24 protein-coding genes are annotated in these 23,362 nt (G+C 73.8%); 13 read left to right on the forward strand and 11 right to left on the reverse strand.

Annotated elements, in window-relative coordinates; translation table 11 throughout:
• Nucleotides 1–765 (reverse strand): transcriptional repressor LexA, encoded by a 765-nt coding sequence (gene lexA / locus ACI79T_RS18075; protein ID WP_456611478.1) that lies wholly within the window; start codon nt 763–765, stop codon nt 1–3.
• Between the two features lie 209 nt (nt 766–974).
• On the opposite strand from lexA, the gene ACI79T_RS18080 reads away from it, so the two are divergent.
• The 6 genes from ACI79T_RS18080 to ACI79T_RS18105 all read left to right on the forward strand — a co-directional run bounded on the left by ACI79T_RS18080 (nt 975) and on the right by ACI79T_RS18105 (nt 8,166).
• The gene (locus ACI79T_RS18080) at nt 975–1,478 is read left to right on the forward strand and encodes a LysM peptidoglycan-binding domain-containing protein (protein ID WP_456611479.1); all 504 of its coding nucleotides are present in this window, start codon (nt 975–977) and stop codon (nt 1,476–1,478) included.
• A gap of 128 nt (nt 1,479–1,606) precedes the next feature.
• Nucleotides 1,607–2,389: a hypothetical protein gene (locus ACI79T_RS18085; protein WP_456611480.1), complete on the forward strand. Its 783-nt coding sequence runs from the start codon at nt 1,607–1,609 to the stop codon at nt 2,387–2,389.
• Between the two features lie 418 nt (nt 2,390–2,807).
• Nucleotides 2,808–3,362 (forward strand): transcriptional regulator NrdR, encoded by a 555-nt coding sequence (gene nrdR, locus ACI79T_RS18090; RefSeq protein WP_456611481.1) that lies wholly within the window; start codon nt 2,808–2,810, stop codon nt 3,360–3,362.
• A gap of 145 nt (nt 3,363–3,507) precedes the next feature.
• Nucleotides 3,508–6,387 carry a vitamin B12-dependent ribonucleotide reductase gene (locus ACI79T_RS18095; RefSeq protein ID WP_456611482.1) on the forward strand — a complete coding sequence of 960 codons (2,880 nt, stop codon included), beginning with the start codon at nt 3,508–3,510 and terminating at the stop codon, nt 6,385–6,387.
• 225 nt (nt 6,388–6,612) lie between these two features.
• On the forward strand, nt 6,613–7,191 hold the full coding sequence (locus ACI79T_RS18100; RefSeq protein WP_456611483.1) for an MBL fold metallo-hydrolase: 579 nt from the start codon (nt 6,613–6,615) through the stop codon (nt 7,189–7,191).
• Between the two features lie 105 nt (nt 7,192–7,296).
• Nucleotides 7,297–8,166: a DUF817 domain-containing protein gene (locus tag ACI79T_RS18105; RefSeq protein ID WP_456611484.1), complete on the forward strand. Its 870-nt coding sequence runs from the start codon at nt 7,297–7,299 to the stop codon at nt 8,164–8,166.
• A 34-nt stretch (nt 8,167–8,200) separates the two neighbouring features.
• On the opposite strand, the gene ACI79T_RS18110 is transcribed toward ACI79T_RS18105, so the two are convergent.
• The 4 genes from ACI79T_RS18110 to ACI79T_RS18125 all read right to left on the reverse strand — a co-directional run bounded on the left by ACI79T_RS18110 (nt 8,201) and on the right by ACI79T_RS18125 (nt 12,295).
• Nucleotides 8,201–9,631, reverse strand: a complete 1,431-nt coding sequence (locus tag ACI79T_RS18110; protein WP_456611485.1) for a serine hydrolase — start codon at nt 9,629–9,631, stop codon at nt 8,201–8,203.
• A 46-nt stretch (nt 9,632–9,677) separates the two neighbouring features.
• Entirely contained in the window at nt 9,678–10,841 is a 1,164-nt protein-coding gene (locus tag ACI79T_RS18115; protein ID WP_456611486.1) for a glycoside hydrolase family 26 protein, read from the reverse strand.
• A gap of 96 nt (nt 10,842–10,937) precedes the next feature.
• Nucleotides 10,938–12,089: an N-acetylglucosamine-6-phosphate deacetylase gene (gene nagA, locus ACI79T_RS18120; protein WP_456611487.1), complete on the reverse strand. Its 1,152-nt coding sequence runs from the start codon at nt 12,087–12,089 to the stop codon at nt 10,938–10,940.
• Complete coding sequence (locus tag ACI79T_RS18125) at nt 12,086–12,295, reverse strand: hypothetical protein (protein WP_456611488.1); 210 nt, start codon at nt 12,293–12,295, stop codon at nt 12,086–12,088. The genes nagA and ACI79T_RS18125 overlap by 4 nt, the downstream gene beginning before the upstream one ends.
• Nucleotides 12,296–12,479: 184 nt before the next feature.
• Between ACI79T_RS18125 and ACI79T_RS18130 the strand changes: the two genes are divergently transcribed.
• Nucleotides 12,480–12,653, forward strand: a complete 174-nt coding sequence (locus ACI79T_RS18130) for a hypothetical protein (protein WP_456611489.1) — start codon at nt 12,480–12,482, stop codon at nt 12,651–12,653.
• 20 nt (nt 12,654–12,673) lie between these two features.
• Here the strand turns inward: ACI79T_RS18130 and ACI79T_RS18135 are convergent, their stop codons facing one another.
• A complete protein-coding gene (locus ACI79T_RS18135; RefSeq protein ID WP_456611490.1) occupies nt 12,674–12,832 on the reverse strand; it encodes a hypothetical protein in 159 nt (52 codons plus the stop codon).
• Nucleotides 12,833–12,955: 123 nt separating this feature from the next.
• On the opposite strand from ACI79T_RS18135, the gene mgrA reads away from it, so the two are divergent.
• The 3 genes from mgrA to ACI79T_RS18150 all read left to right on the forward strand — a co-directional run bounded on the left by mgrA (nt 12,956) and on the right by ACI79T_RS18150 (nt 16,826).
• Nucleotides 12,956–13,990: an L-glyceraldehyde 3-phosphate reductase gene (gene mgrA / locus ACI79T_RS18140; RefSeq protein ID WP_456611491.1), complete on the forward strand. Its 1,035-nt coding sequence runs from the start codon at nt 12,956–12,958 to the stop codon at nt 13,988–13,990.
• A gap of 101 nt (nt 13,991–14,091) precedes the next feature.
• Nucleotides 14,092–16,158, forward strand: coding sequence for a glycosyltransferase (locus ACI79T_RS18145; protein WP_456611492.1), 2,067 nt, complete (start codon nt 14,092–14,094; stop codon nt 16,156–16,158).
• 53 nt (nt 16,159–16,211) lie between these two features.
• On the forward strand, nt 16,212–16,826 hold the full coding sequence (locus ACI79T_RS18150) for a QsdR family transcriptional regulator (RefSeq protein ID WP_456611493.1): 615 nt from the start codon (nt 16,212–16,214) through the stop codon (nt 16,824–16,826).
• Nucleotides 16,827–16,850: 24 nt separating this feature from the next.
• Here the strand turns inward: ACI79T_RS18150 and ACI79T_RS18155 are convergent, their stop codons facing one another.
• Complete coding sequence (locus ACI79T_RS18155) at nt 16,851–18,332, reverse strand: hypothetical protein (protein WP_456611494.1); 1,482 nt, start codon at nt 18,330–18,332, stop codon at nt 16,851–16,853.
• A 159-nt stretch (nt 18,333–18,491) separates the two neighbouring features.
• On the opposite strand from ACI79T_RS18155, the gene ACI79T_RS18160 reads away from it, so the two are divergent.
• Both ACI79T_RS18160 and ACI79T_RS18165 read left to right on the forward strand, forming a co-directional pair.
• Entirely contained in the window at nt 18,492–18,704 is a 213-nt protein-coding gene (locus tag ACI79T_RS18160) for a DUF4177 domain-containing protein (RefSeq protein ID WP_456611495.1), read from the forward strand.
• Complete coding sequence (locus tag ACI79T_RS18165) at nt 18,701–19,255, forward strand: DUF4334 domain-containing protein (RefSeq protein WP_456611496.1); 555 nt, start codon at nt 18,701–18,703, stop codon at nt 19,253–19,255. The genes ACI79T_RS18160 and ACI79T_RS18165 overlap by 4 nt, the downstream gene beginning before the upstream one ends.
• Here the strand turns inward: ACI79T_RS18165 and ACI79T_RS18170 are convergent.
• Genes ACI79T_RS18170 through ACI79T_RS18185 form a run of 4 tightly spaced genes read right to left on the reverse strand, consistent with a single transcriptional unit; the run spans nt 19,239 to nt 22,608 of the window.
• Nucleotides 19,239–19,652, reverse strand: a complete 414-nt coding sequence (locus ACI79T_RS18170; RefSeq protein ID WP_456611497.1) for an arsenate reductase ArsC — start codon at nt 19,650–19,652, stop codon at nt 19,239–19,241. The genes ACI79T_RS18165 and ACI79T_RS18170 overlap by 17 nt on opposite strands.
• Nucleotides 19,653–19,674: 22 nt before the next feature.
• Nucleotides 19,675–21,090: an FAD-dependent oxidoreductase gene (locus ACI79T_RS18175; RefSeq protein ID WP_456611498.1), complete on the reverse strand. Its 1,416-nt coding sequence runs from the start codon at nt 21,088–21,090 to the stop codon at nt 19,675–19,677.
• A 52-nt stretch (nt 21,091–21,142) separates the two neighbouring features.
• Entirely contained in the window at nt 21,143–22,273 is a 1,131-nt protein-coding gene (gene arsB, locus ACI79T_RS18180) for an ACR3 family arsenite efflux transporter (RefSeq protein ID WP_456611499.1), read from the reverse strand.
• The gene (locus ACI79T_RS18185; RefSeq protein ID WP_456611500.1) at nt 22,270–22,608 is read right to left on the reverse strand and encodes a metalloregulator ArsR/SmtB family transcription factor; all 339 of its coding nucleotides are present in this window, start codon (nt 22,606–22,608) and stop codon (nt 22,270–22,272) included. The genes arsB and ACI79T_RS18185 overlap by 4 nt, the downstream gene beginning before the upstream one ends.
• Before the next feature lie 128 nt (nt 22,609–22,736).
• Here ACI79T_RS18185 and ACI79T_RS18190 point away from each other — a divergent pair, with 128 nt between their 5' ends.
• A complete protein-coding gene (locus ACI79T_RS18190; protein WP_456611501.1) occupies nt 22,737–23,219 on the forward strand; it encodes an ArsI/CadI family heavy metal resistance metalloenzyme in 483 nt (160 codons plus the stop codon).
• Nucleotides 23,220–23,362 lie beyond the last annotated feature (143 nt).

Raw genomic sequence — 23,362 nt, forward strand, 5'->3', positions numbered from 1 at the left:
TCAGACCCGGCGCAGCACCGAGACGACCCGGCCGAGGATCGTCGCTTCGTCGCCGGGGATGGGCTCGTAGGCCGGGTTGTGCGGCAGCAGCCACACGTGCCCGTCGCGCCGCTTGTAGGTCTTGACCGTCGCCTCGCCGTCGATCATGGCGGCCACGATCTCGCCGTTCTCGGCGGTCGGCTGCTGGCGGACGACGACCCAGTCCCCGTCGCAGATGGCCGCCTCGACCATCGAGTCCCCGGCCACCTTGAGCATGAACACCGTGCCCTCGCCGACGAGCTCGCGGGGGAGCGGGAAGACGTCCTCCACCGCCTGCTCGGCGAGCACCGGACCACCGGCGGCGATCCGGCCGACGAGGGGGACGTACGTCGGTGCGGAGGCCCGCTCGCCGTCCCCGACCGCCGGGGGCTCGACCGCCGCGACGCCGCGGCCGGCGTCGCCGGGTAGTCGCACGTCGAGGGCGCGGGGCCGGTTCGGGTCGCGGCGGAGCCAGCCCTTCTTCTGGAGGACCGACAGCTGGTGCGCGACCGAGGAGGCGGACGACAGGCCCACGGCCTCGCCGATCTCCCGGACCGACGGCGGGTAGCCGCGACGGTCGATCGAGTCGCGGATGACCTCCAGCACCCGGCGCTGCCGCTGGGTCAGGCCGTCGCCGTCGGCCGTCCGGTCCGGGAAGGTGCGGACGGACGCCGAGGCGTCGGCCGTGTCCGGGGCGGCGCCCCGGGTCCCTCGTCGGCCGCCGGACGTCCCGCTCGAGTCCGCCACGTCTCCTCCTCGCCGGCTGCCTGCGCAGCTGATCGACCCTGGTCGTCGCAGCGACCGTAGCGCCGATCGCCGGCCAGTTCAAACAGGTGTTCGAAAGTCGCCCGTGTCGCGTCGCTCCTGTCGGACCCGTGCGGTAGACATCGGACAGACGTTCGAATCGAACACACGTTCGGGCCGGGGGCATCCGGCCAGGTGAGAGGCAGGAAGCGATGACCAGCAGTGCGACGGTGTCGGTGCGCGAGGAGACGACGGGTGCGGCGGGGGGGCGGGCGGGGACGCGGCCGGCGCGGCACCTGCGCGTGCTGCCGCCGGTCCCGCGGGCCTACGCGGTCGCACCCGCGCCGCCCGGCACCCCGGCGGCGCCGTCGCCCGGGTCTGCCGGGGTGCGGCGGACTGCGGGGGAGCGGCGGGGTGAGCCGGCGCTGCCACCGCTGCGGCTCACCGCACGGGGCCGGCGGCTGCTGGTGGTCGTGGCACTGCTGCTCGCGCTGGCCGTCGTCGCACTCGTCAGTGCGGTCCTGGGTGACGGCAGGGGCGGGCTGGAGCTGATGGGGACGACGAGCGTCGTCGTAGAGCCGGGTGACACGCTCTGGTCCATCGCGAGCACGGTCGCCGGGGAGCGCGACGTGCGGGAGGTCGTCGACGGCATCCAGCGGCTCAACGACGTGCCGGGATCGGCCATCGTGCCGGGGCAGGTGCTCCGGCTGCCCTGATCTACTCGTCGTGGTCGGGCGCACCGGCCGGGCGCTGCACAAGGTGCACAAGCTGGCCCCGCGACTTCGTCAACCCTCAGTACGTGGACGTTCACGGTCTGTGCTGGTCAGCGACCTACGGTCTGCGTGTGTCGAGCGTCATGGAGAACCGCGCCGCGGTGTTCACCAGCCAGCCCCAGGCCGTCGAGGTCTACCAGGCGGGCGCGTGGTGGGCGGGTGAGCTGCTGGGTTGGCGGCACGACGACTCCGGCGCGTGCCAGGTGTGGGTGCGGGTGGCCGTGGGCGGTGTGGAAGAGACGGCCTGGACCGAGCTCTCCACCCTGCGGCTGCCGGAGCCGCCCGCGAGCCCAGAGGTCGCCGTCGTGGCGGCGCCCCGCGTGACGCAGGACATGGCCGCCGCCCAGGCGGTGTCCGCGCTGCGGAGTGCGCGTCCCGGTGGTGCCGAGACCACCGCCAGCCTGCCGCTGGTCCGCGACCACGTGGGGCAGTCGGCCCCGGCAGTCGGCCCCGGCGGGCGCCGCAGGGCTCCCGAGGACGCCGGCGTGCAGGTGGCTGCCGCGGCGTCCGTCCCGGTGCCCCCGTCGGGGCGGCACCGGGCCCCCGCGCCGGACGCCGTGGCCGGTCGTCACCGCGCGGCTGACACGGCCTTCCTCGCGACTGTGGCCGGGGACGTCGCCGCCGCCGCCGCCGAGGTGCCGGCCGCCTCGCGGGACGACCACCCCGACACCGCGGCGTGGTCGGTCCCGGCCGCTCGCGGTGCCCTCCCGGTGGAGACGAACCCAGGCGGGCGCGGCTGGCCGCCGCCCGCCGGCCTCGAGGCCGACCTGCTCACCCGGCCGATGCGCCTGAGCGACCAGGTCCCGCAGTCCCGCCGCCGCCCGCGGGTGCACGGCGGTCTCGGCGGCGCCTGACCGCAACGCACCCCCTCGACGGCGCCGGCCGCCCGGTACCCGGCGCCGTCCGTGCGTCGATCCGGCCGCTGCGCCGTGGGGCTCGGCCGGTGGTGTCCGCGCCCCGACGAGGTGTGCGGTGCACGGCGCGCGCCCCTCGACGGGCGTGGATCCGCGTGTCGGTCCGGCATGTCGTGTGACTGCTGGGTGTGGGTGTTCCGCCTGGGCACGGCAGTGGCGGGGCGGAACACGCCGACGAAACGATCACTTGCACATCTTGTGTGGGCCGTCCTAGGGTTCCCCTACATCTAGTAGTTACAGAGCTGTAAGCCCGTCCACAGGCTGATCCTCAGGTTCTCCCCGGTGCATCCACCGGATGTCCCCAGGAGGGTCCACAGCCGGCCCGTGGCGGACCAGCGAGGAGAGGGGGTGAACCACCGTGCGCTGCCCGTTCTGCCACAACGCCGACAGCCGGGTGATCGACTCGCGCGAGGCCGACGAGGGCGCCACCACCCGGCGTCGCCGGTCCTGCCCCGCGTGCGGACGGCGGTTCACCACCGTCGAGGAGGCGGTGCTCGCCGTCGTCAAGCGCAACGGCGTCAGCGAGCCCTTCAACCGCAGCAAGGTGGTCGCCGGCGTGCGGCGCGCCTGCCAGGGCCGGCCGGTCGACGAGGACCAGCTCAAGCTCCTCGCCCAGCAGGTGGAGGACGCCATCCGCGCCAGCGGCGCGGCGGAGGTGCCCAGCCACGAGGTCGGGCTGGCGATCCTGCGTCCGTTGCGCGAGCTCGACGAGGTCGCGTACCTGCGCTTCGCCAGCGTGTACCGGGCCTTCACCTCGCTCGAGGACTTCGAGAAGGAGATCACCGAGCTCCGCGCCCGGCACGTCACGGCGGGCGCCCCGCCGCTGCCGGGCATGCAGGGGGATCCGCCGCTACGCCGACGGGGTGGCGGCCGGGGGCAGCCGGTCCCCTCCGCCAGCCCCTCCAGCACCTGAGAAACCGTCAGTGCCACCCGATAGACAGCAGTTCGAGCAGTTACCGATCGCGGCTCTTCCCCAGCCCCCGATCCACCACCGCGCAGCACCACCGCGCAGCCCCGCGAAGCACCACGCGACACACGACCAGGGAGAGCTCCACACCATGACCGATACCGACGACCGCGTGGCCGGCCCCCGCACCCGCCGCGGCGCGAAGGCGCCCAGCCGGGGCAAGGGCCTCAAGATCAAGCGTGTCTTCACCACCGCCGGTGTGCACCCGTACGACGACGTGACGTGGGAGCGCCGCGACGTCGTCATGACCAACTGGCGGGACGGCTCGATCAACTTCGAGCAGCGCGGTGTCGAGTTCCCGGCAGAGTGGAGCATCAACGCCACCAACATCGTCACCACGAAGTACTTCCGGGGCGCGGTGGGCACCTCGCAGCGGGAGACCAGCCTGCGCCAGCTCATCGACCGCGTGGTGCTCACCTACACCGAGGCCGGTCGCGAGCACGGCTACTTCGCCACCGAGGGCGACGCCGAGATCTTCGAGCACGAGCTCACCTGGATGCTGCTGCACCAGTACTTCAGCTTCAACAGCCCCGTCTGGTTCAACGTCGGCACGAGCGCCCCGCAGCAGGTCAGCGCCTGCTTCATCCTCGCTGTCGACGACGAGATGGACTCGATCCTCAACTGGTACCGCGAGGAGGGCCTGATCTTCAAGGGCGGCTCCGGTGCCGGCCTGAACCTCTCCCGCATCCGCTCCTCCAAGGAGCTGCTGTCCTCCGGTGGCACCGCCTCGGGCCCGGTCAGCTTCATGCGCGGCGCCGACGCCTCGGCCGGGACCATCAAGTCCGGCGGCGCCACCCGGCGCGCGGCGAAGATGGTCGTCCTCGACATCGACCACCCCGACATCGAGGAGTTCATCGAGACCAAGGCGCGCGAGGAGAACAAGATCCGCGCGCTGCGCGACGCCGGGTACGACATGGACCTCGGCGGCAAGGACATCACCAGCGTCCAGTACCAGAACGCCAACAACTCCGTCCGCGTCTCCGACGAGTTCATGCGCGCGGTCGACGAGGGCTCCGAGTTCGGCCTGCGCGCCCGCATGGACGGCTCGGTGATCGAGACCGTTGACGCGAAGTCGCTGTTCCGCAAGGTCACCCAGGCCGCGTGGGAGTGCGCCGACCCGGGCATCCAGTACGACGACACGATCAACGACTGGCACACCAACCCCGAGACCGGCCGGATCAACGCGTCCAACCCGTGCTCGGAGTACATGAGCCTGGACAACAGCTCGTGCAACCTGGCGTCGCTGAACCTCATGAAGTTCCTCAAGGCCGACGGCACGTTCGACGCCAAGAACTTCGTGAAGGCCGTCGAGCTGGTCATCACCGCGATGGACATCTCGATCTGCTTCGCCGACTTCCCGACCGAGCCGATCGGCGAGACCACCCGCGCCTACCGCCAGCTGGGCATCGGCTACGCCAACCTGGGCGCGCTGCTCATGGCGACCGGCCACGCCTACGACTCGCGCGGCGGCCAGACGCTGGCCGCGGCGATCACCTCGCTGATGACCGGCACCGCTTACCGGCGCTCCGCCGAGCTCGCCGGCATCGTCGGCGCCTACGAGGGCTTCGCCCGCAACGCCGACGCCCACGCCCGGGTCATGAGGAAGCACGCCGCTGCCAACGACGCCATCCGCCCGGTCGGCGCCGACGACGCCGACGTGCTGAAGATCGCCACCCAGCAGTGGCAGGAGTGCCTGGAGATCGGCGCCGAGAACGGCTGGCGCAACGCCCAGGCCTCGGTGCTGGCCCCCACCGGCACCATCGGCTTCATGATGGACTGCGACACGACCGGCATCGAGCCGGACTTCTCGCTGGTCAAGTTCAAGAAGCTGGTCGGCGGCGGCTCCATGCAGATCGTCAACCAGACGGTGCCGCGGGCGCTGCGCAGCCTGGGCTACCAGGAGGAGCAGATCGAGGCGATCGTCGAGTACATCGCCGAGCACGGCCACGTCGTCGACGCCCCGAGCCTGCGCCCGGAGCACTACGAGGTGTTCGACTGCGCCATGGGCGAGCGGGCCATCTCCCCGATGGGCCACGTCCGCATGATGGCCGCCGTCCAGCCGTTCATCTCGGGCGCCATCAGCAAGACGGTCAACATGCCGGAGACGGCGACCGTCGAGGACGTCGAGACCATCTACTTCCAGGGCTGGAAGATGGGCCTCAAGGCGCTGGCGATCTACCGCGACAACTGCAAGGTCGGCCAGCCGCTGTCCGGCGGCAAGGGCAAGAACGACGGCACCAAGGACGAGGTCGCGGTGGAGGCCACCGCCTCGACCGCGCTCTCGCACCCGGTGCGCAAGCGGCTGCCGAAGAAGCGGACGAGCGTCACCACCTCGTTCAGCGTCGCCGGCGCCGAGGGCTACATGACCGCCGGCATGTACGAGGACGGCAGCCTCGGTGAGGTCTTCCTGAAGCTCGGCAAGCAGGGCTCGACCCTCGCCGGTGTGATGGACGCCTTCTCGATCGGCATCTCGCTGGCGCTGCAGCACGGTGTCCCGCTGGAGACCTACATCTCCAAGTTCACCAACATGCGCTTCGAGCCGGCCGGCATGACCGACGACCCGGACATCCGGATCGCCCAGTCGGTGATGGACTACATCTTCCGTCGCCTGGCGCTGGACCACCTGCCGGTGGAGAAGCGCGCCAGCCTGGGCATCTTCACCGCCGAGGAGCGCGCCGCGCAGGTCTCCGGCTACGGGACCTCCGCGTCGACGTCCACCGTGCAGGAGGAGGAGGTCGACCTGGAGCAGCTGCGCGGCTCCGCGCCGATCGAGACCTCGAAGGTGGAGGAGAAGGTCACCCCGGAGGGCCCGAAGTCGGTCAAGGAGGCCCACTCCTCGGCCGAGCTGCTCGAGCTGGTCACCGGGACCGCCACCGACGCGCCGCTGTGCATGACCTGCGGCACGAAGATGCGCCCGGCCGGCAGCTGCTACGTCTGCGAGGGCTGCGGCTCCACCAGCGGCTGCAGCTGATGACGGGTCTCCGGTAAGGCCGGAGACCGGCGGACGAACCACAGGGGTGCGGGGACCACGGGGCTGGTCCTCGCACCCCTGTGCCGTCGGGCGGTCTCCGTGCCGGACGGGTGCGAACGGTGCGGCCGACCGGCAGGTCGGCCGTCGAGCCGTCCGAGCGCTGCGCCCGGGACCGCGGCGTCAGCGCGGCGCCGTTCCGGTGTGCGGGTTGTTACCGTCCGCCGCATGCCCGAGCTGTCGCGCACCGCCCGTCTGGACGTCCTCGTCGAGGGGTACGTGCGGATGCCGCACGTGGCCGGCACGGTCAGCCTCGTCCGGGACGCGGAGCGGGTCGTCATCGTCGATCCGGGCATGGTGGCCGACCGGGACCTGATCCTCGCGCCGCTGCGCGAGCTCGGGGTCCGTCCCGAGGACGTGACCGACGTCGTGGTCAGCCACCACCACCTCGACCACACCGTCAACGTCGCCCTCTTCCCGGTGGTGCCGGTGCACGACTTCCAGTCGGTCATCGAGGGGGACACGTTCACCCGCCGGGCCGCCGAGGGCACCCAGCTCACCCCCAGCATCCGGCTGCTCGCGACGCCCGGGCACACCCCGCAGGACATCACCACGCTCGTCGGCACCCCCGACGACGTCGTCGCCCTCACCCACCTGTGGTGGACCGAGGACGGGCCGGCCGACGACCCCTACAGCCACGACCGGGACGAACTGCGACAGCAGCGCGAGCGGGTGCTGGACCTCGCCACCCTCGTGGTCTGCGCCCACGGCGCGCCGTTCCGCCCGGGCCCCGCCACGCCACGCTGAACGAGGCCCCGGCGGTCGATGCGGCCAGGCTCGAGCGGGTTAGCCACGGAGGCACGCGCGCGGCGGAGGCCCCGGGAGCTGCCGGCACGACCTAGCCTTCGCCGGGTGAGGCAGTTGCTGCGGTTCGCCTGGCTCGAGGCGCAGTGCTGCCTGTTCGCGGTGCTGTTCTTCCTCGGCCTGGCCCTCGTCCGGGTCGTCCCGCTCCCGATCAACCCCGCCGACGCGCTGCTGCTGTGGTCCCTCGGCGTCACGCTGGTGCTGTGGCTCCTCCGCTGGGAGACCGGCCGCGAGGTCGCGGTCATCTTCGGGTTCCACCTCGTCGGCCTGGTGCTGGAGCTGTACAAGGTGGCGCAGGGGTCGTGGAGCTATCCCGACACCGGTCTCGCGACGATCGGCGGCGTGCCGCTGTACAGCGGCTTCATGTACGCCGCGGTCGGCAGCTACGTCTGCCAGGCCTGGCGCCGGCTCGACCTGCGGATCACCAACTACCGGACCTGGTCGACCGCCGGCGTGGCCGCGCTGATCTACCTCAACTTCTTCACCTCGCACGTCATCCGGGACGTGCGGCTGCCGCTGGCCCTGCTGCTGCTGGCCGTCACCTGGCGCACGGGGGTGCACTTCACGGTCGGCCGCCGCCGCTACGCGATGCCGCTCGCGCTCTCCTTCGTCCTCATCGGCTTCTTCCTCTGGATCGCCGAGAACGCCGCCACGCTGCTGCGCGCCTGGCAGTACCCGTCGCAGGAGTCGGTCTGGACGCTGGTGCACGCGGCGAAGCTGGGGTCGTGGTCGCTGCTCGTCGTGGTCAGCATCGTGCTGGTCACGGCGGTCAAGGCGCGCGAGGGGCAGCTGTACGGCCGGCCCGGCGACCGCACGGTCCTCCGCGCCTACGAGGCCCCGGCCGTGCCCCACCCGCCGGTCCCGTCGCGTGACGCGGCCGCCGGGCCGGCCCCGGCTGCCGGGGCCGCGCCGCGGTGACGCCCGCACAGCACCGGCCGAGGACGCCGGGGCGCTAGCGGACGTCGGCGGACGGAGCCGCGCCGGTCATCGCGGCGCGCCGGCGGCGGAACTCCTCGACCGGCCGGCTGGTCACCCCGCCCAGCCGCAGCGACACGACCCGTCCGTTCGCGTCCCGCTCCAGCGGGACCAGCTCGCCGGCCGGCCCGAAGCTGGGCTGCGCGGCGACCCGCAGGGTGTTCGCGTCCACGACCTCCAGCTCCTCGACGCCCGGCAGCGGAGCGGCGAGCGTGGGGCGGACGAGGACCAACCGCCCGCCGAGCTCGGCGACGTCCAGGACCCCCCAGAGGTTGGCGAACCGGCCGGTGAACGTCTCCAGAGGCGGGGTGCCGGGCGGTGCGGTGGGCACCTCGGCGCGGGGGTGCAGCGCCACGTCGATCAGCGTGACGAGGCCGGTGGCCAGCTCCTCGGCCGGTCCGTCGATCGCGTTGGTGAGGACGCTGACGACCAGTCCGTCGCAGGGGTCGACGAACGTCACCGTGATCTGCCCAGGGAAGCCACCGCTGTGCCCGACGAGGTGTCGCTCGCCCACGGTGGTCAGCACCAGGCCGACGCCGTACCGGCCCACCTCGGTGCCGTAGGCGGTGACCACCGACTCCAGGCGCTGCATCAGCCGCTTCGAGTCGTCGGTGAGGAGCCGCTCGTCGCCGAGCACGTGCGCCGCCCCGTACAGCGAGAGCTCCTCGGCGGTCGAGTAGAAGCCCGTCGCCGCGGCCATGGCGCGGGTGTCGACGGGCCCGATCGGCTCGCGGGCGTCCTCGCCGAGCAGCAGGCCGGTGTGGCCACTGACGAACTCGCCGGCGCGCGCGGCGTCGTGGTCGGCGCCGGTCCGGGTCAGGCCGAGCGGCTCGATGATCCGGGTGCGCACCACGTCGGCGTAGGAGGCGCCGGTGACGGCCTCGATCGCCAGGCCCACCAGGGCGTAGCCGACGTTGGAGTACTTGAAGTGCTCGTTGCGCCGGTGCACCGGCCCCGCGCGCAGCGCCTCCTCGACCACCCCCGCGCGGTCCGGGAAGGGGCGCTCCAGCTGCCAGAAGTCGGCGTCCGCGCCGTCGCGGGTGACCCCGGCCTGGTGGCCGAGCAGCTCGCGGACGGTCACCCGGGCCACCGGCGAGCCGGCCCGGTCCAGCTCGGGCACGTACCGGCCGATCGGGTCGTCCAGCCGCATGCGCCCGGCCTCGACCAGCTGCAGGACGGCGGTGGCGGTGAACGTCTTGGAGTGGGAGGCGATCCGGAACAGGTGCCCCGGGGTCAGCGGCGCGCCGGTGGACACGTCGGCGCTCCCGATCGCGGCGGACAGCAGCTGTTCCCCGCCGTGGCGGACGGCCACCTGCACGCCGGGCACCCGCCGGTGCCGCACCTGTGCCTCCAGCCACGACCGCAGGTAGCCGGCGGCGCCGCGGACGGTCTCGGTGCGGGGGTTCACGGGCGCCGAGCCTAGGGACCCGGGGCGTGCCGCGCCGCCGCGTACGTCAGGTGCCGCAGCGGGGGACGTCGCCGGCGTCGAGGGCCCAGCCCGGGAGGTCGGCGCGGAACGCCTCGCGCACCCCTGGGGAGCCGGCCGCCCGCCAGTCCACGAGGCCGCCGACCTCAGGCTCGTCCTTGGCCCACTCGAACCAGTTGACCATCGCCAGCCGCGGCAGGCGCTCGGCCAGCTGCGGGTCGAACAGCTGCTGCCACCAGGCCTGCTTGACGGCCAGCTCGTCGGCGCCGCCGGCGCCGGGCGCGAAGAACGCCGCCGTCTCGGGCACGGCCACCGGCTTGCCGTAGCGCTCGCCGTAGGCGGCGTGGAAGTCCGGCAGCCCGCGGTCGTCGCCGCCCCGGCCGACGTAGGTGCCGGTGAGCTGGGCGACGAACTTGCCCGGCTCCGGGACCTCGTTCTCTCCCCACGGGTACGCGTCCCCCCAGTGGTACAGCGACATCCCCACCCAGTCGACGGCGTCCTCGCCCGGCCAGTACGGGGCGTAGGGGTCGTCGGCGGCGGACAGCGCGCCGTCGCCGTCGGTGTCGAGGGCCGGGACGTCGACGGCGGAGGCGGTGTGGGCGCCGCCGGTGAACGGGTACCCGCCGCCGTAGTTCGGGGCCCACATGACCGCCGAGCCGGGCGCCCCGGCGTGGACGGCCCCGGCCACCCGCCGGAACGCCTCGACGTACGCGGCGGGCTGCTGGCCCCACGGGTACCAGGAGCCGTTCATCTCGTGCGCGAACCGGACGACGACGGGCACCCCGCGGCCGTTGTACCCGGCCAGCCGCTCGGCCAGGTCAGCAGTCACCTCGTCGGTGACGGCGGCCAGGCCGTTGTGCGGCTCGAGCGTGAGCAGCAGCAGGCCGCCGTCGGCCCGCACCTGCTCGACGGCGGCGTCGAGGTTGGTCCCGTCGGCGGGGGAGAAGGGGAAGCCGGTGAACGAGACGGCGACCGCGGGGGGCGAGCCGAGGGCGGTCGCGTACTCGGCCAGTGTCTGCGATCCCCAGTCCAGGTTGACGCCGACGTAGATCCCGCTCCCGGCGCCCGGGCGGCCGAGCTGCGCCGGCGGGCACTCCCGGTCGGCCGCGTCCCCGGTGCTGCCGTCGGTGGTGCCGCACGCGGCGGTGGCGAGCAGGGCGCTGACGGTCAGGGCCAGTAGTGGTCGTCGCACCCCTTGTCCATCGGCAGGGAGCCCTCCACCTGTAGGGGGGCGGCCGTGCTCGCGCACTGCAGCACGACCGCCGGTCCGCCCGGATCCCCGGCCGGGTCACGGGACGGGCCGCCCCCTGACCCATACCGCACGGACCGACCAGTCGTCGTCGAGCACCACGGCGTCGGCCGGCTGTCCCGGTGCCAGCCGGCCGATGCGGTCGTCCAGCCCGAGCACCCGCGCGGGCGTGGTGGTCAGCGCCGTCACGGCGGCGACCGGGTCCAGCCCGACCACCTGGACCGCGCGCCGCAGCGCGGCGTCCAGCGTCAGCGTGGACCCGGCGAGGGTGCCGGTGCCGGCCAGCAGGGCCCGGCCGTCGCGCACGACGACGTCGGAGCGGCCCAGGCGGTACGTGCCGTCGCCCCCGCCCGCGGCCGCCATCGCGTCGGAGACCAGCGCGACCCGCCCCGGTGCGGCCGCGAGCAGCAGCCCCGCCACCGTCGGGTGCACGTGGTGCCCGTCGAGCACCAGCTCCAGCGTCACCCGCCGGTCGGCGAGCGCGGCGCCGACCGGACCGGGGGAGCGGTGGCCCAGCCCCGGCATCGCGTTGAAGGCGTGGGTGAGCAGCCGCGCACCGGCGTCGAACGCCCGGGCGGTGAGCGCCATCTCGGCCTCGGTGTGGCCGACGGCCACCGTCACCCCCGCCGCGGCGAACCGGCCGACGGCGTCCAGCGCGCCCGGCAGCTCGGGGGCGATCGTCACCTGGCGCAGCGTGCCGCGGGACGCCCGCAGCAGGCGCTCGACGACCTCCGGCGTCGGGGCCCGCAGGTGGGCGGGGTCGTGCGCCCCGCAGCGGGACGACGCGAGGAAGGGGCCCTCGAGGTGCGCCCCCAGCACCCGGTCGTCGGCCTCGGCGAGGTCGGCGATCGCGGCGAGGGAGGCCGCCAGCTGCTCGACCGGCGCCGCCACCAGGCTGATCAGCGACCGGGTGGTGCCGTGCGCCCGGTGCGCCGCCAGCGCGCCCCGCATGCCGTCGGTGCCGTTCTCGGCGGCGTGCCCGCCCCCACCGTGCACGTGCAGGTCGACGAAGCCCGGGGCCAGCCAGGCCCCGGCCAGGTCCACGACCCGGTCCGCGAGCGGTGGCTCCGCCGTGCCGCAGGCGGCGATCGTGCCGCCGTCGAAGAGCACCCAGAAGCCGTCCCGGCGTCCGTCGGCGTCGAGCTTGCGGCCCCCGCGCAGCAGCGTGCGCCAACCCCGTGCCGTGGTCACCGGCCCGCCAAGGTCTCGCCGACCGCCGTCCTCGCTCCCGCGCTCGGGGGCGCGACCCGGACGGGCCCGTCGCCCGAGCGGTCGGCCGGGAGGTCCTGCCCGTACGGGCAGAACCCGGGCAGCGCGCCCCCGAGCGCGTCGGGGACCACCGGACCGGCGAACCCGGGCATCAGGCAGGCAGTTCCGAGACGGTCGGTTGCTGACATGGCACCTCATTCTCGCCGTGCGAGACCCACGACCGCGCGGACGGCCACTGCAGCGGGTCGATCGTCCACGTCCGGCCGCAGCCCGGCCGTGTCCACCTGTTCGACGCCGCACCGGCGAGCGGATGGGCGACTGAGGGCGGCGGCAGGGCTGGACGGCGCGGCGCCGGGGCGGGAGGGTCGGCCCATGACCGAGAACCGCTTCGCCGTCGACCTGGACGCCCTGGAGGCCGGCGTCCGGGTCCGACCCGCCGACCAGGTCACCGAGCAACCTGCGCCCGGTCCGCCGCCGGCCGCCGGCTGGAGCACCGATCCGCAGCCCTTCGCCGACGGAGCAGGCGGCGACGTCGACGGCGAGTGAGCCCGCCGGCGACGGGCGGGTCAGACCCGGTCGTCGCGCTTCAGCCAGCCGAAGGCGGCAGTGGCCAGGAAGAGGACCGCGCCGACGAGCAGGAGCCAGAACAGCCCCTCGACCAGCGCGCCGATGATCGAGACCACCAGCCACACCACCAGCAGGAGTCCGATCAGGCGCAGCAGCACGGGGGCTCCCGGGGTCGGTCGGCGAGGTCGTCGCCCAGCCTAGAGCCCCGGCCGGGCGGCCAGGCCCCGATCGGTCCCGGCCCTCGTCGCGCGCGCCGCCGTCGTCGGGGAAAGGATGCAGGGATGCCCTACTCCGCAGCCGACGACCGCTACGACTCCATGACCTACCGGCGCACCGGCCGCAGCGGCCTGGACCTCCCGGTGATCAGCCTGGGCCTGTGGCACAACTTCGGCGACGACGTGCCGTTCGACCGGCAGCGCGCCATCCTCCGCCGGGCCTTCGACCTGGGCATCACGCACATCGACCTGGCCAACAACTACGGACCGCCCTACGGCAGCGCGGAGACCAACTTCGGCCGGCACCTGGCCGACGACTTCCGGCCCTACCGCGACGAGCTGGTGATCAGCACCAAGGCCGGCTACGACATGTGGCCCGGCCCGTACGGCCAGGGCGGTGGCTCGCGCAAGTACCTGCTGTCGAGCCTGGACCAGTCGCTGACCCGGATGGGCCTGGAGCACGTCGACATCTTCTACTCGCACCGGCCCGACCCCAGCACGCCGCTCGAGGAGACGATGGGCGCGCTGGACACCGCGGTCCGCTCGGGCAGGGCGCTCTACGCCGGCATCTCCTCCTACTCGCCGGAGGACACCGCGCGGGCGGCGGCGATCCTGGCCGACCTGGGCACGCCGCTGCTGATCCACCAGCCCTCGTACTCCATGCTCAACCGCTGGATCGAGCGCGACGGGCTGCTCGACACCCTCGCCGACGTGGGCGCCGGCTGCATCGCGTTCTCCCCGCTCGCGCAGGGGATGCTCACGGACAAGTACCTCGGCGGCGTCCCGGAGGGCTCACGCGCCAGCCAGGGCAAGTCGCTGTCACCAGACTTCCTCACCGACGAGGCGCTGGGTCACGTCCGCGCGCTGAACGACATCGCGCAGGGGCGCGGGCAGAGCCTGGCGCAGATGGCGCTCGCGTGGGCGCTGCGGGACGAGCGGGTGACCACGGTGCTCGTGGGCGCCAGCAGCGTCGGGCAGCTGGAGCAGAACGTCGGGGCGCTGGCGCGGCTCGACTTCTCCGACGACGAGCTGGCGGCGATCGACCAGCACGCCGTCGACAGCGGCATCGACCTGTGGGAGGCCCCCCGCACCGGCGCCTGACCCGCGCGGACCGGTCCGCGGCGGAGCTGGACCCGCCCTCCGAGGGGTGTCTCCCCCCTCGGGGGGATGTGCGGGGCGCCCGGAGATGTCGATGAGGCCGGGTGAGCATCGAGCGGGCGGGGCTGGGCCGCCCCACGGGAGCGCGCGACGCCGTGCCCGCGCCGGAGAGCGCGCTGCGGCTGGTCGTGGTGCGGACCGTCGCCGTCGCCGCCGTCCTGACCACGGCCGGCTACCTGACCTGGCGGCTGCTGGCGACCCTGCCCGAGGGGCCGGCGCTGTGGATCGGCGTGCCGTTCCTGGCGCTGGAGATCTACGGCGGCGTCGCCCTCGTGCTGTTCGTGATGACCACGTGGGACGTCGCCCCGGCGAGGGTGCCCCCGCCGCGCCCCGGCCCGCCGCCGTCGGTGACCGTCCTGGTCGCCACCTACGACGAGCACCTCGACGTGCTGCTGCCCACCGTCGCCGCCTGCCTGGCGATGGAGGGCGATCACGAGACCTGGGTGCTCGACGACGGCGACCGGCTCGAGGTGGAGGAGATGGTCACCGCCCTCGGCGCTCGCTACGTCAGCCGCCCCGAGCACGACCACGCCAAGGCCGGGAACCTCAACCACGCGCTGGCGCTGGTGCGCACCGAGCTGGTGGCCGTGTTCGACGCCGACCACGTGCCGGAGCCGGAGTTCCTCACCCGGACGGTGCCCTACTTCGCCGACGCGCGGCTGGCGCTGGTCCAGACGCCGCAGCACTTCTACAACACCAGCTCCTTCGAGCACCTGCGTCCGGGCGTCGACCTGCACGAGGAGTCGCTGTTCTACCGGGTGATCCAGGCGGGCAAGCAGCACGCCGGCGCCGCCTTCTGGTGCGGCACCAACGCCGTGCTGCGCGCCGACGCGCTGCGGGAGATAGGCGGGGTGGCGACGGAATCGCTCACCGAGGACTTCCACACCACGACGAAGCTGCACCGCGCCGGCTGGCGGAGCGTCTACCACAACGAGGTGCTGGCCCGCGGTCTCGCGGCCGGCAGCCCGGACGCCTTCTACGCCCAGCGCCGCCGGTGGGGCAGGGGCGCGATGCAGGTGCTCCGGCACGACAACCCGCTCACCGCGACCGGGCTGACCCTGCGCCAGCGGCTGGGCTACGTCTACTCGCTCTCGGCGTGGTTCGACTCGTGGCGCACGCTGGGGCTGGCGCTGGTCCCGGTGACGGTGCTGGTGACCGGGCTGTTCCCGGTCGAGGCGCCGCCGGCGCAGTTCGCCGTCATGGCCGGCGTCCCGTTCCTCCTCCAGCAGGTGGCGCTCACGCTGCTGGCCCGCGGCTTCGCCCCGGCGCGGTTCGCGCTGCTGTTCGAGGTGGTCCGGCTGCCCTCCAACCTCGCCGCCACGCTGTCGCTGGTGCTGCGGGGCACCGGGCGGTTCGCGGTGACCGCCAAGGGGCGGACCGGCGCGGACCGGACCCGCGCCCGGGTGCCGGCGCTGCTCCTGGTGCTGGCCGGCGTGCTCGCCGGCAGCCTGCTCTACACGCTGGCCAGCGTCGCGGGGTGGACGCCGACCGACCACCGGATCGACGGCACCACCCTGGTCCCGGTGTTCTGGGTGGCGACCACCCTCTGCTTCGTGCTGGCCGGCATCCGGCGGATCCGGGACCCCCGTTTCTCCGCCGAGCGGCGCGACGGCCATCGGTTCCCGGCCGCGCTGCCCGCGGTGGTCGACGGCGCCCCGGCCCGGCTCGTCGACGTCTCCCTGGGTGGCGCGCAGGTGCGCGTCCGAGGGGTCGGGGCGTCGGTCGGGAGCGAGGTCGAGCTCGCCATCAGGGTGCCCGACCGGGCCGCGCACGTCGTCTTCCGCGCGACCGTGCGTTCCCGGGCCGACGACGTCCACCGCGTGCAGTTCGTGGGACGGCAGTGGGTCCAGCTGGCCGCGCTGTCGGCGACCGCCTTCGGGGCGGGTGCGGCCCGCTGGGCGGCCACGGTGGTCACCCCGCTCGCCCTGCCGGAGCCGGCGACGACCGGGGCGCGGATCCCGGCCGCCCGTGTCCACCCGGACGCGGTCGCGGCGGCGATGCGCAGCCTCGTCGTCTCCTCCGGTGGTCGTCCCGGAAGCGGCGACACCCAGCCCATCCCGCGGCTGACGCCGGAGCTGGAGCGGGCGCTGTCCGCCGCCGACGGCCGGTAGCCGTGCCCACCGGTCCTGGGGAGCAACCGCCCGGTTCTGCGACGATGCGGTCCGTGGACCCCGCCGGAAACCGCCCCGCTCGCGGGCGGGTCGACGCCGGAACGGTGATCGCCCGCGCGGCCAGGTGGGTCCACGAGGGCCGGCGCATCGACATGGGTGCGCTGGCCGACGAGCTCGGGGTCTCCCGGATGACGCTGCACCGGCACGTCGGCGGCCGCGAGCGGCTGGTCGGCGAGGCGGTCTGGTACCTGGCCGAGCGGGGCTGGCGCGCCTGCACCGAGGCGGAGGACGCCCGGCGAGCCCCGGGCGATCCGGAGCTCCGCAGCGCGCGGGTGCTCCGGGCCTTCAACGCCGGGGTCGTCGGCAGCACCGGGATCCGGGCCTTCATCGACGGCGAGCCCGAGCTGGCGCTCCGGGTGCTCACCGATCCCGCCGGACCGGTGGAGCCGCGTGCGGTGCAGGTGGCCGTGGGGCTGATCGAGAGCGACGAACGGGCCGGCCGGCTGCGACCGATCATCGACCGGGAGAGCCTGGCCTACGCCCTGGTCAAGCTGGCGGAGGCGTTCCTGTACGCCGACCTCGTCGCCGGCCGGCCGGTCGCCGTCGAGGCGGCCGACCGGGTGCAGACGGCGCTGCTCGAGGCCGGGTGGGTGCGGCCCGGCGGCTGAGCGCCACCGGGCCGCACCCGCCGATCAGCGACGAGCCCCGAACGCGTAGTCCTCCTGCGTCGAGTCGCGGAGGATCACCGAGATGCGGTGGTCCGTCGACGGGTAGTTCGGGACGGTGATGGTCTCGGGCACCCCGCCGTCGCGCGGCTGGACCTCGATGCGGATCGGGTGCGTCCCGCGCGGCGTGGCCGGCAGGTAGGCGTCGACCGCGTTGAGGAACGTCAGCGTGTTGAACGGGAACAGGTCGCCCTTGGCCAGGTCGGTGGCCTGGTCGGGGGCGGCGTACCCGGTCGGCGTGCGGGCGCCGACGTCGGTGAGGAACAGGGCGTTGACCTCGCCGACCCGCCCGAACGTGCCCTCGGTGCTCGTGCGCGGCGTGGTGGCCGGGGTCGTCACGTCGAGGGGGCCGGCGCGGTCCCCGATGACGTCGACGGTGATGACGTCGGAGGCGGCCCCCTGGTCGCCCCAGACCTCCCGCGCCCGGATCAGCGCCAGGTTGGTGTGCTGCTCGGACTTGGGCACGAACGCCTCGAGCCCCTCACCGGCGATGCCGCTGTTGAGCCGGACGAAGTGGTCGGACCGGGCGAACGGCGACTGGTAGAAGTGGTGGACCGAGCCGTCGGGCCGCGTGAGGGCGAACTCGTAGCTGTGCCGGCCGTACAGGTTCAGCGGGCCGAAGGAGCCGTCCCCGGTGATGGGGATCGTCGCCACCGGGGAGGCGCTGGTGTGCCGCCCGGTCCGCGTGCTGACCCGCCAGACGTCCAGGGTGGCGCCCTCGAAACCGACGTTCTGCGGGAAGAGAACGGCGCGCCCGGCCACGGTCACCTCGGCCGGCGGCTCCGGCAGGATGTCGGTGGTCGCCGGCGCGGCCCCGGTGAAGAACTCGTACACGGCGGCGAAGGTGCGGGCCGACGACGCGGCCTCGGTGTGGCCCTGGTCGGGGTTGTAGAGGTTGGCCACCGCGCCGTCGATCACGCCGACGCTGCCGCGGCGGGGGTCGGGCGGGGAGTTCCACTCGCCCCAGATCGCCAGCGTCGGGACCCCGCCCGGCGGCGTCTCGGCGCTGCGCCCGTCGAGGTTCACGTACTTGGCGACCTTCGCCGCCTGGTCCGGCTCGGTCAGGTAGGCGTGGCTGACCGTGGTGCCGCGCGAGTGCGCCGCGAGCAGCACCTGCTCCGCGCCGGTGCTCGCCAGCACGGCGTCCAGGAACGGATCGAGCTCCGCGATCGCCTGGGTGTTGTCGCTCCCGCTGGTGTCGTACTCGTAGGCGAACAGCAGGTACTGGGGATAGCCGTTGCTGGTGAACCGCTGGAACTGCGACTGCCACTGGGCGGCCGAGCCGCTGTTGCCGTGCACGAACACGACCGGCAACGGGTCCGCCGGGCCCTCGCCGGAGCTCGTGCCGGGGTCGGCGGCGGCCGTCCCGGGAACGGCGGTCACCATCAGTGCGCCCAGCAGGACGGCGGCCCAGCGGCTGCGCCGCGGGCTTCTCGATGTGGTCCTCACGCGTGCTCCTCCCGGCGCCGGCGGCGCCCCGCGGCGGACGTTACACATCCGTGATCCGTATCACTAGGTCGCGGTGCGAGCGGTCCGCCTCGACGCCGGGGAGGTGGCGCGGCAGGGTTGCGGCGACGGACCGAACCGGATGGAGAGGACGGGCGGCACATGGCCGGCGCGCGTTACGAGTACAAGGTCGAGGAGATCCGCGAGGGCATGATCGGCGGCAAGATGTCCGGCGGGAAGCTGGAGAAGGTGCTCAACGAGCACGCCCGCCAGGGCTGGCAGCTCAAGGCGATCACCTCGGTCGAGGTGAAGGGCCGCATCGGCCCGGGCGGCGTCGACGGCGTGCTGGTCACCTTCGAGCGCCCGGTGGCATGACGCTGGAGTTTCTGAGCACCGACCAGTGGCTGGCGCGCGCCACCGGCGGCCTCGTCGACCGTGCCGGTGCGCTGGCGATGTTCGACTTCGCGGACCCGGTGGACGTCGCGGAGATGACTGGCCGGTGGCGGGGGAGCGGCGTGCCCACCGGGTCGCCGCTGGACGGGCTGCTCGAGTCCTACGGCTGGTGGGGCAAGGAGTTCGTGGACGCCGAGACGGTGCACCCGCTGCTGTTCGGCACCGGATCGGGCCCGCGCCCGGTCGACCCGGCGCTGGTCCCGGTCGGCGTGCTGCGCGACCTGCCGGGGCTCGCGCACTCCCGGGCGGCGCGGGCGGTGTTCCGCGCCGTCCGGCCGCTGCTGACGACGACCCGGCCGAAGGCGCGGCTGCGGATGATCGAGCACCGCGGCGTCGTGACCGCGGCGATGGTCTACGACCGGCTGCCGATCATCGACGTCTTCCGGCGGGTGAGCACGCAGACCGTCCTCGGGCTGATGGACCTGCGCGGCCTGCCCGACCCGTTCTTCTTCGTGCTCAGGCGGGAGAGCTGACCCCGAGCTCGGCGAGCAGCCCACGGATGCGGCGCTCGATCTCGTCGCGGATCGGGCGCACCGAGTCCACGCCCTTGCCGGCCGGGTCCTCCAGTGCCCAGTCCAGGTAGCGCTTGCCCGGGAAGATCGGGCAGGCGTCGCCGCAGCCCATGGTGATGACGACGTCGGAGGCCTCCACCGCATCGGTCGTGAGCACCTTGGGCCGCTGGTCGGAGATGTCGATGCCGACCTCGGCCATCGCCTCGACCGCGGACGGGTTCACCTGGTCGCCCGGCACCGAGCCGGCCGAGCGGACCTCGACAGCGTCGCCCGCCAGGTGCCGCAGCCAGCCGGCGGCCATCTGGGAACGGCCGGCGTTGTGCACGCAGACGAACAGGACGCTGGGGCGGTCACTCACGGCATCTCCTTGATCGAGGGTCTCATCGAGCCAGTGCTGGGGACGGGGCGGTGACCCCTGGGGGCCGGTGTTCCCGGCCCCACGCCTGGGCGGCCATCTGGACGGCGTCCCACGGCGACCCGAGCGGCGGTGTGTAGGCCAGGTCGAGATCGGCCATGCTCTCCACCGTCATGGCGTGGAACAGTGCCGTCGCGAAGACGTCGGCGCGCTTGGCGACCTCGCTGCCCAGCCGGCCGACCAGCTGGGCGCCGAGCAGCCGGCCGGTGTCGGCGTCGCCGGTCACCCGGATCGTGATCGGCCGGGCGCCGGGGTAGTAGGCCTTGTGGTCGTCCGGGGTGGTCTGCGTGGTGACCGGCCGGAAACCGGCGGCGGCCGCCTCGTGCTCGAGCAGGCCGGTGCGGGCGGCGACCAGGTCGAAGACCTTGACCACCTGGGTGCCGACGCTGCCGGCGAAGCGGGCGTGGCCACCGACGGCGTTGGCGCCGGCCACTCGTCCCTGCTTGTGCGCGGTGGTCCCCAGGGGCAGGTAGATGGTGCCCATCAGGCGGTGGTGGGTGGTCACGCAGTCGCCGGCCGCCCACACGTGCGGCAGGCCGGTGGCCATCGTCTCGTCCACGACCACGGCTCCACCGGCGCCGGTGGTCGCGCCGGCGTCCACCAGGAGCTGCACGTCCGGCCGGACGCCGGCGACGAGGAGCACCAGGTCGAAGGAGCGGTCCAGCCGGGTCCCCGTGGCGGTGACGGCGATCCGGCCGTCGCCGGTCCGGGCCAGCCCGGTGACGCCGGTGCCGGTGAGCACCTCGACGCCGTGGGCCGCCATCTCCGCGCGGACCAGGGCACCGAGTTCGGCGTCGACGGTGGTCAGGACCTCCGCCGGGCGCTGCGCCACGGTGGTGGTGATGCCCCGCGCGACCAACGCCTCCGACATCTCCACGCCGATGTAGCCGGCCCCGACGACCAGCGCCGAGCGCACCGGGCGGCCGGTGAGGCTCGCCATCAGGGCGTGGGTGTCGTCGATCGTGTGGAGGAGGTGCACGCCGTCAGCCGGTCCCAGCGCGTCCGGACCGACGCCGTCGATGTCGGGGACGACCGGACGCGCGCCGGTGCCCACGACCAGCTCGTCGTAGGCCAGCAGCTCCTCCGTCCCGTCCGGGCCGGTCACCGTGATGCGCTGCCCGGCCACGTCGATACGGGTGGCCCGGGTGCCGACCCGCAACGTGAGCCCGGCCGCCTCAAGGTCGGCGTAGGTGCGATGTGCCAGCGACTGCCAGGGCCGTACCTCGCCCGAGACGTAGTACGGGATCCCGCAGATGGAGAAGTTCGGGTAGGCGTCGGCGACCACGACGGTGACCTCGGTGGACGGGTCCAGCTCGCGGGCGCGCAGGCCGGCGGAGATGCCGGCGTCGCTCCCGCCGATCACGAGCAGGCGGCGGCTCATGCGCCGAGTTCGACCAGTCGCACCGGCGAGCCGACGGCCGCGACCGGCCGCGTCATCGCGGAGCTCCCGCGGCGACGCCCGCCGGAACGGTCGGGTCGCCGGGGAACCAGCGGCGGGCGGCCCACAGCGAGACGTAGACCAGGGCGACCAGGACCGGCACCTCGATCAGCGGACCGACGACGCCGGCGAGCGCCTGACCGCTGGTGACGCCGAACGTGCCGATCGCGACGGCGATGGCCAGCTCGAAGTTGTTGCCGGCCGCGGTGAACGCCAGTGTCGCCGTCTTCGCGTACCCCAGACCCAGCCGCATGCCGAGCAGGAACGAGCCGCCGAACATCAGGAAGAAGTACGCCAGCAGCGGCAGCGCGATGCGGGCGACGTCCCAGGGGTTCGAGGTGATCGCGTCGCCCTGCAGCGCGAAGAGCATGACGATGGTGAACAGCAGCCCGTAGAGCGCGACCGGGCCGATGCGCGGCAGGAACCGCTCCTCGTACCAGGTGCGGCCCTTCTGCCGCTCACCGATCGTGCGGGTCAGGAAGCCGGCCAGCAGCGGGATGCCCAGGAAGACCAGCACCGAGACGACGATCGCCCAGAAGCTGAACTCCGCCGACGTCGTGGACAGGCCCAGCCAGCCCGGCAGCACCTGCAGGTAGAACCAGCCGAGCGCGGCGAAGGCGAGGATCTGGAAGACCGAGTTGATCGCGACCAGGACGGCGCCGGCCTCGCGGTCGCCGCAGGACAGGTCGTTCCAGATCAGCACCATCGCGATGCAGCGGGCCAGGCCCACGATGATCAGGCCGGTCCGGTACTCGGGCAGGTCGGGCAGCAGCAGCCAGGCCAGCGCGAACATCAGCGCCGGGCCGAGCACCCAGTTGAGCACCAGGCTGGCGACGAGCAGCTTCCGGTCGCCGGTGACCCGGTCGAGCTCGGAGTACCGGACCTTGGCCAGCACCGGGTACATCATCAGCAGCAGCCCGATGGCGATGGGCAGGCTGACGTCGCCGACCTCGACCGCCGAGAGGGCGTCGTCCAGGCCCGGGACCCAGCGGCCCAGCGCGAGGCCGAGGGCCATCGCGACGATGATCCAGACCGGCAGGAACCGGTCCAGCGTCGACAGCTTCTGCAGGACGGGCGCGTCGGCGGGGACGTCGGTGCGCGCGGTCTCGCGGACGGCGTCGCTCATGCCGGCACCGCCGTGGCGAAGAGGCCGGCGACGGCACTGAGCGCGGCTGGGCGGACGGCGTAGTAGACCCACACCCCTCGCTTCTCCCGGTCGAGCAGCCCGGCCGAGTGGAGCACCTTCAGGTGGTGGCTGATCGTGGCCTGGGTGAGCTCGAAGGCGTCGTTGAGGTCGCAGACGCAGGCCTCGCCGCTCCCGCTGGAGGCGATCAGGCTGATCAGCCGCAGGCGCACCGGGTCGGCCAGCGCCTTGAGGAGGGGGGCCACCTGCTCGGCCTGCTCGGCGGACATCGCCGTACCGGACAGGGGTGTGCAGCAGGTCAGGTCGGGCTCGCTCATGGGTGCTCCTCGCGTGGACGTCGACCGCCATCGTAACGACAGACGTCGTATTGACAAGCATCGATGTCACGTGTTCATTGTCGGCTCATGCATCGACGTCCGTCGATGTCTGTCTCCAGGAGGTTCCCATGTCCCGTGTGCAGCTCGCCCTCCGCGTCGCCGACCTCGACGCCGCCGTCGACTTCTACTCGCGCCTCTTCGACGCCGTCCCCGCCAAGCGCCGTCCCGGCTACGCGAACTTCGCCATCGCCGAGCCGCCGCTGAAGCTCGTGCTGCTCGAGGGGGAGCCGGGGGAGCCGACCCGCATGGACCACCTCGGCGTCGAGGTGCCCTCCACCGACGAGGTCACCGCCGCGACCGGCCGGCTGGCGGAAGCGGGCCTGGCCACCCGGCCGGAGGAAGGCACCACCTGCTGCTACGCGGTGCAGGACAAGGTCTGGGTGACCGGTCCGGGCGGAGAGCCGTGGGAGGTCTACACCGTGAAGGCCGACGCCCGCCCCGACCTGGAGGGCAAGACCGACGTCGAGCTCTCCGAGGTCGCCGGCGACGGCACCTGCTGCACGCCCGAGGGCTCCGAGACCGACGCCCGCCTCGCCGCCTCCTGCTGCTGACGCCCGCCCGTTCCGAGACGTCCCGGCCGTCCTGGCTCACCTGAACGGGGGGGGGGGGGGGGGGGGGGGGGGGGGGGGGGGGGGGGGGGGGGGGGGGGGGGGGGGGGGGGGGGGGGGGGGGGGGGGGGGGGGGGGGGGGGGGG

The sequence above is a fragment of the Blastococcus sp. SYSU DS0619 genome, assembly GCF_054051035.1.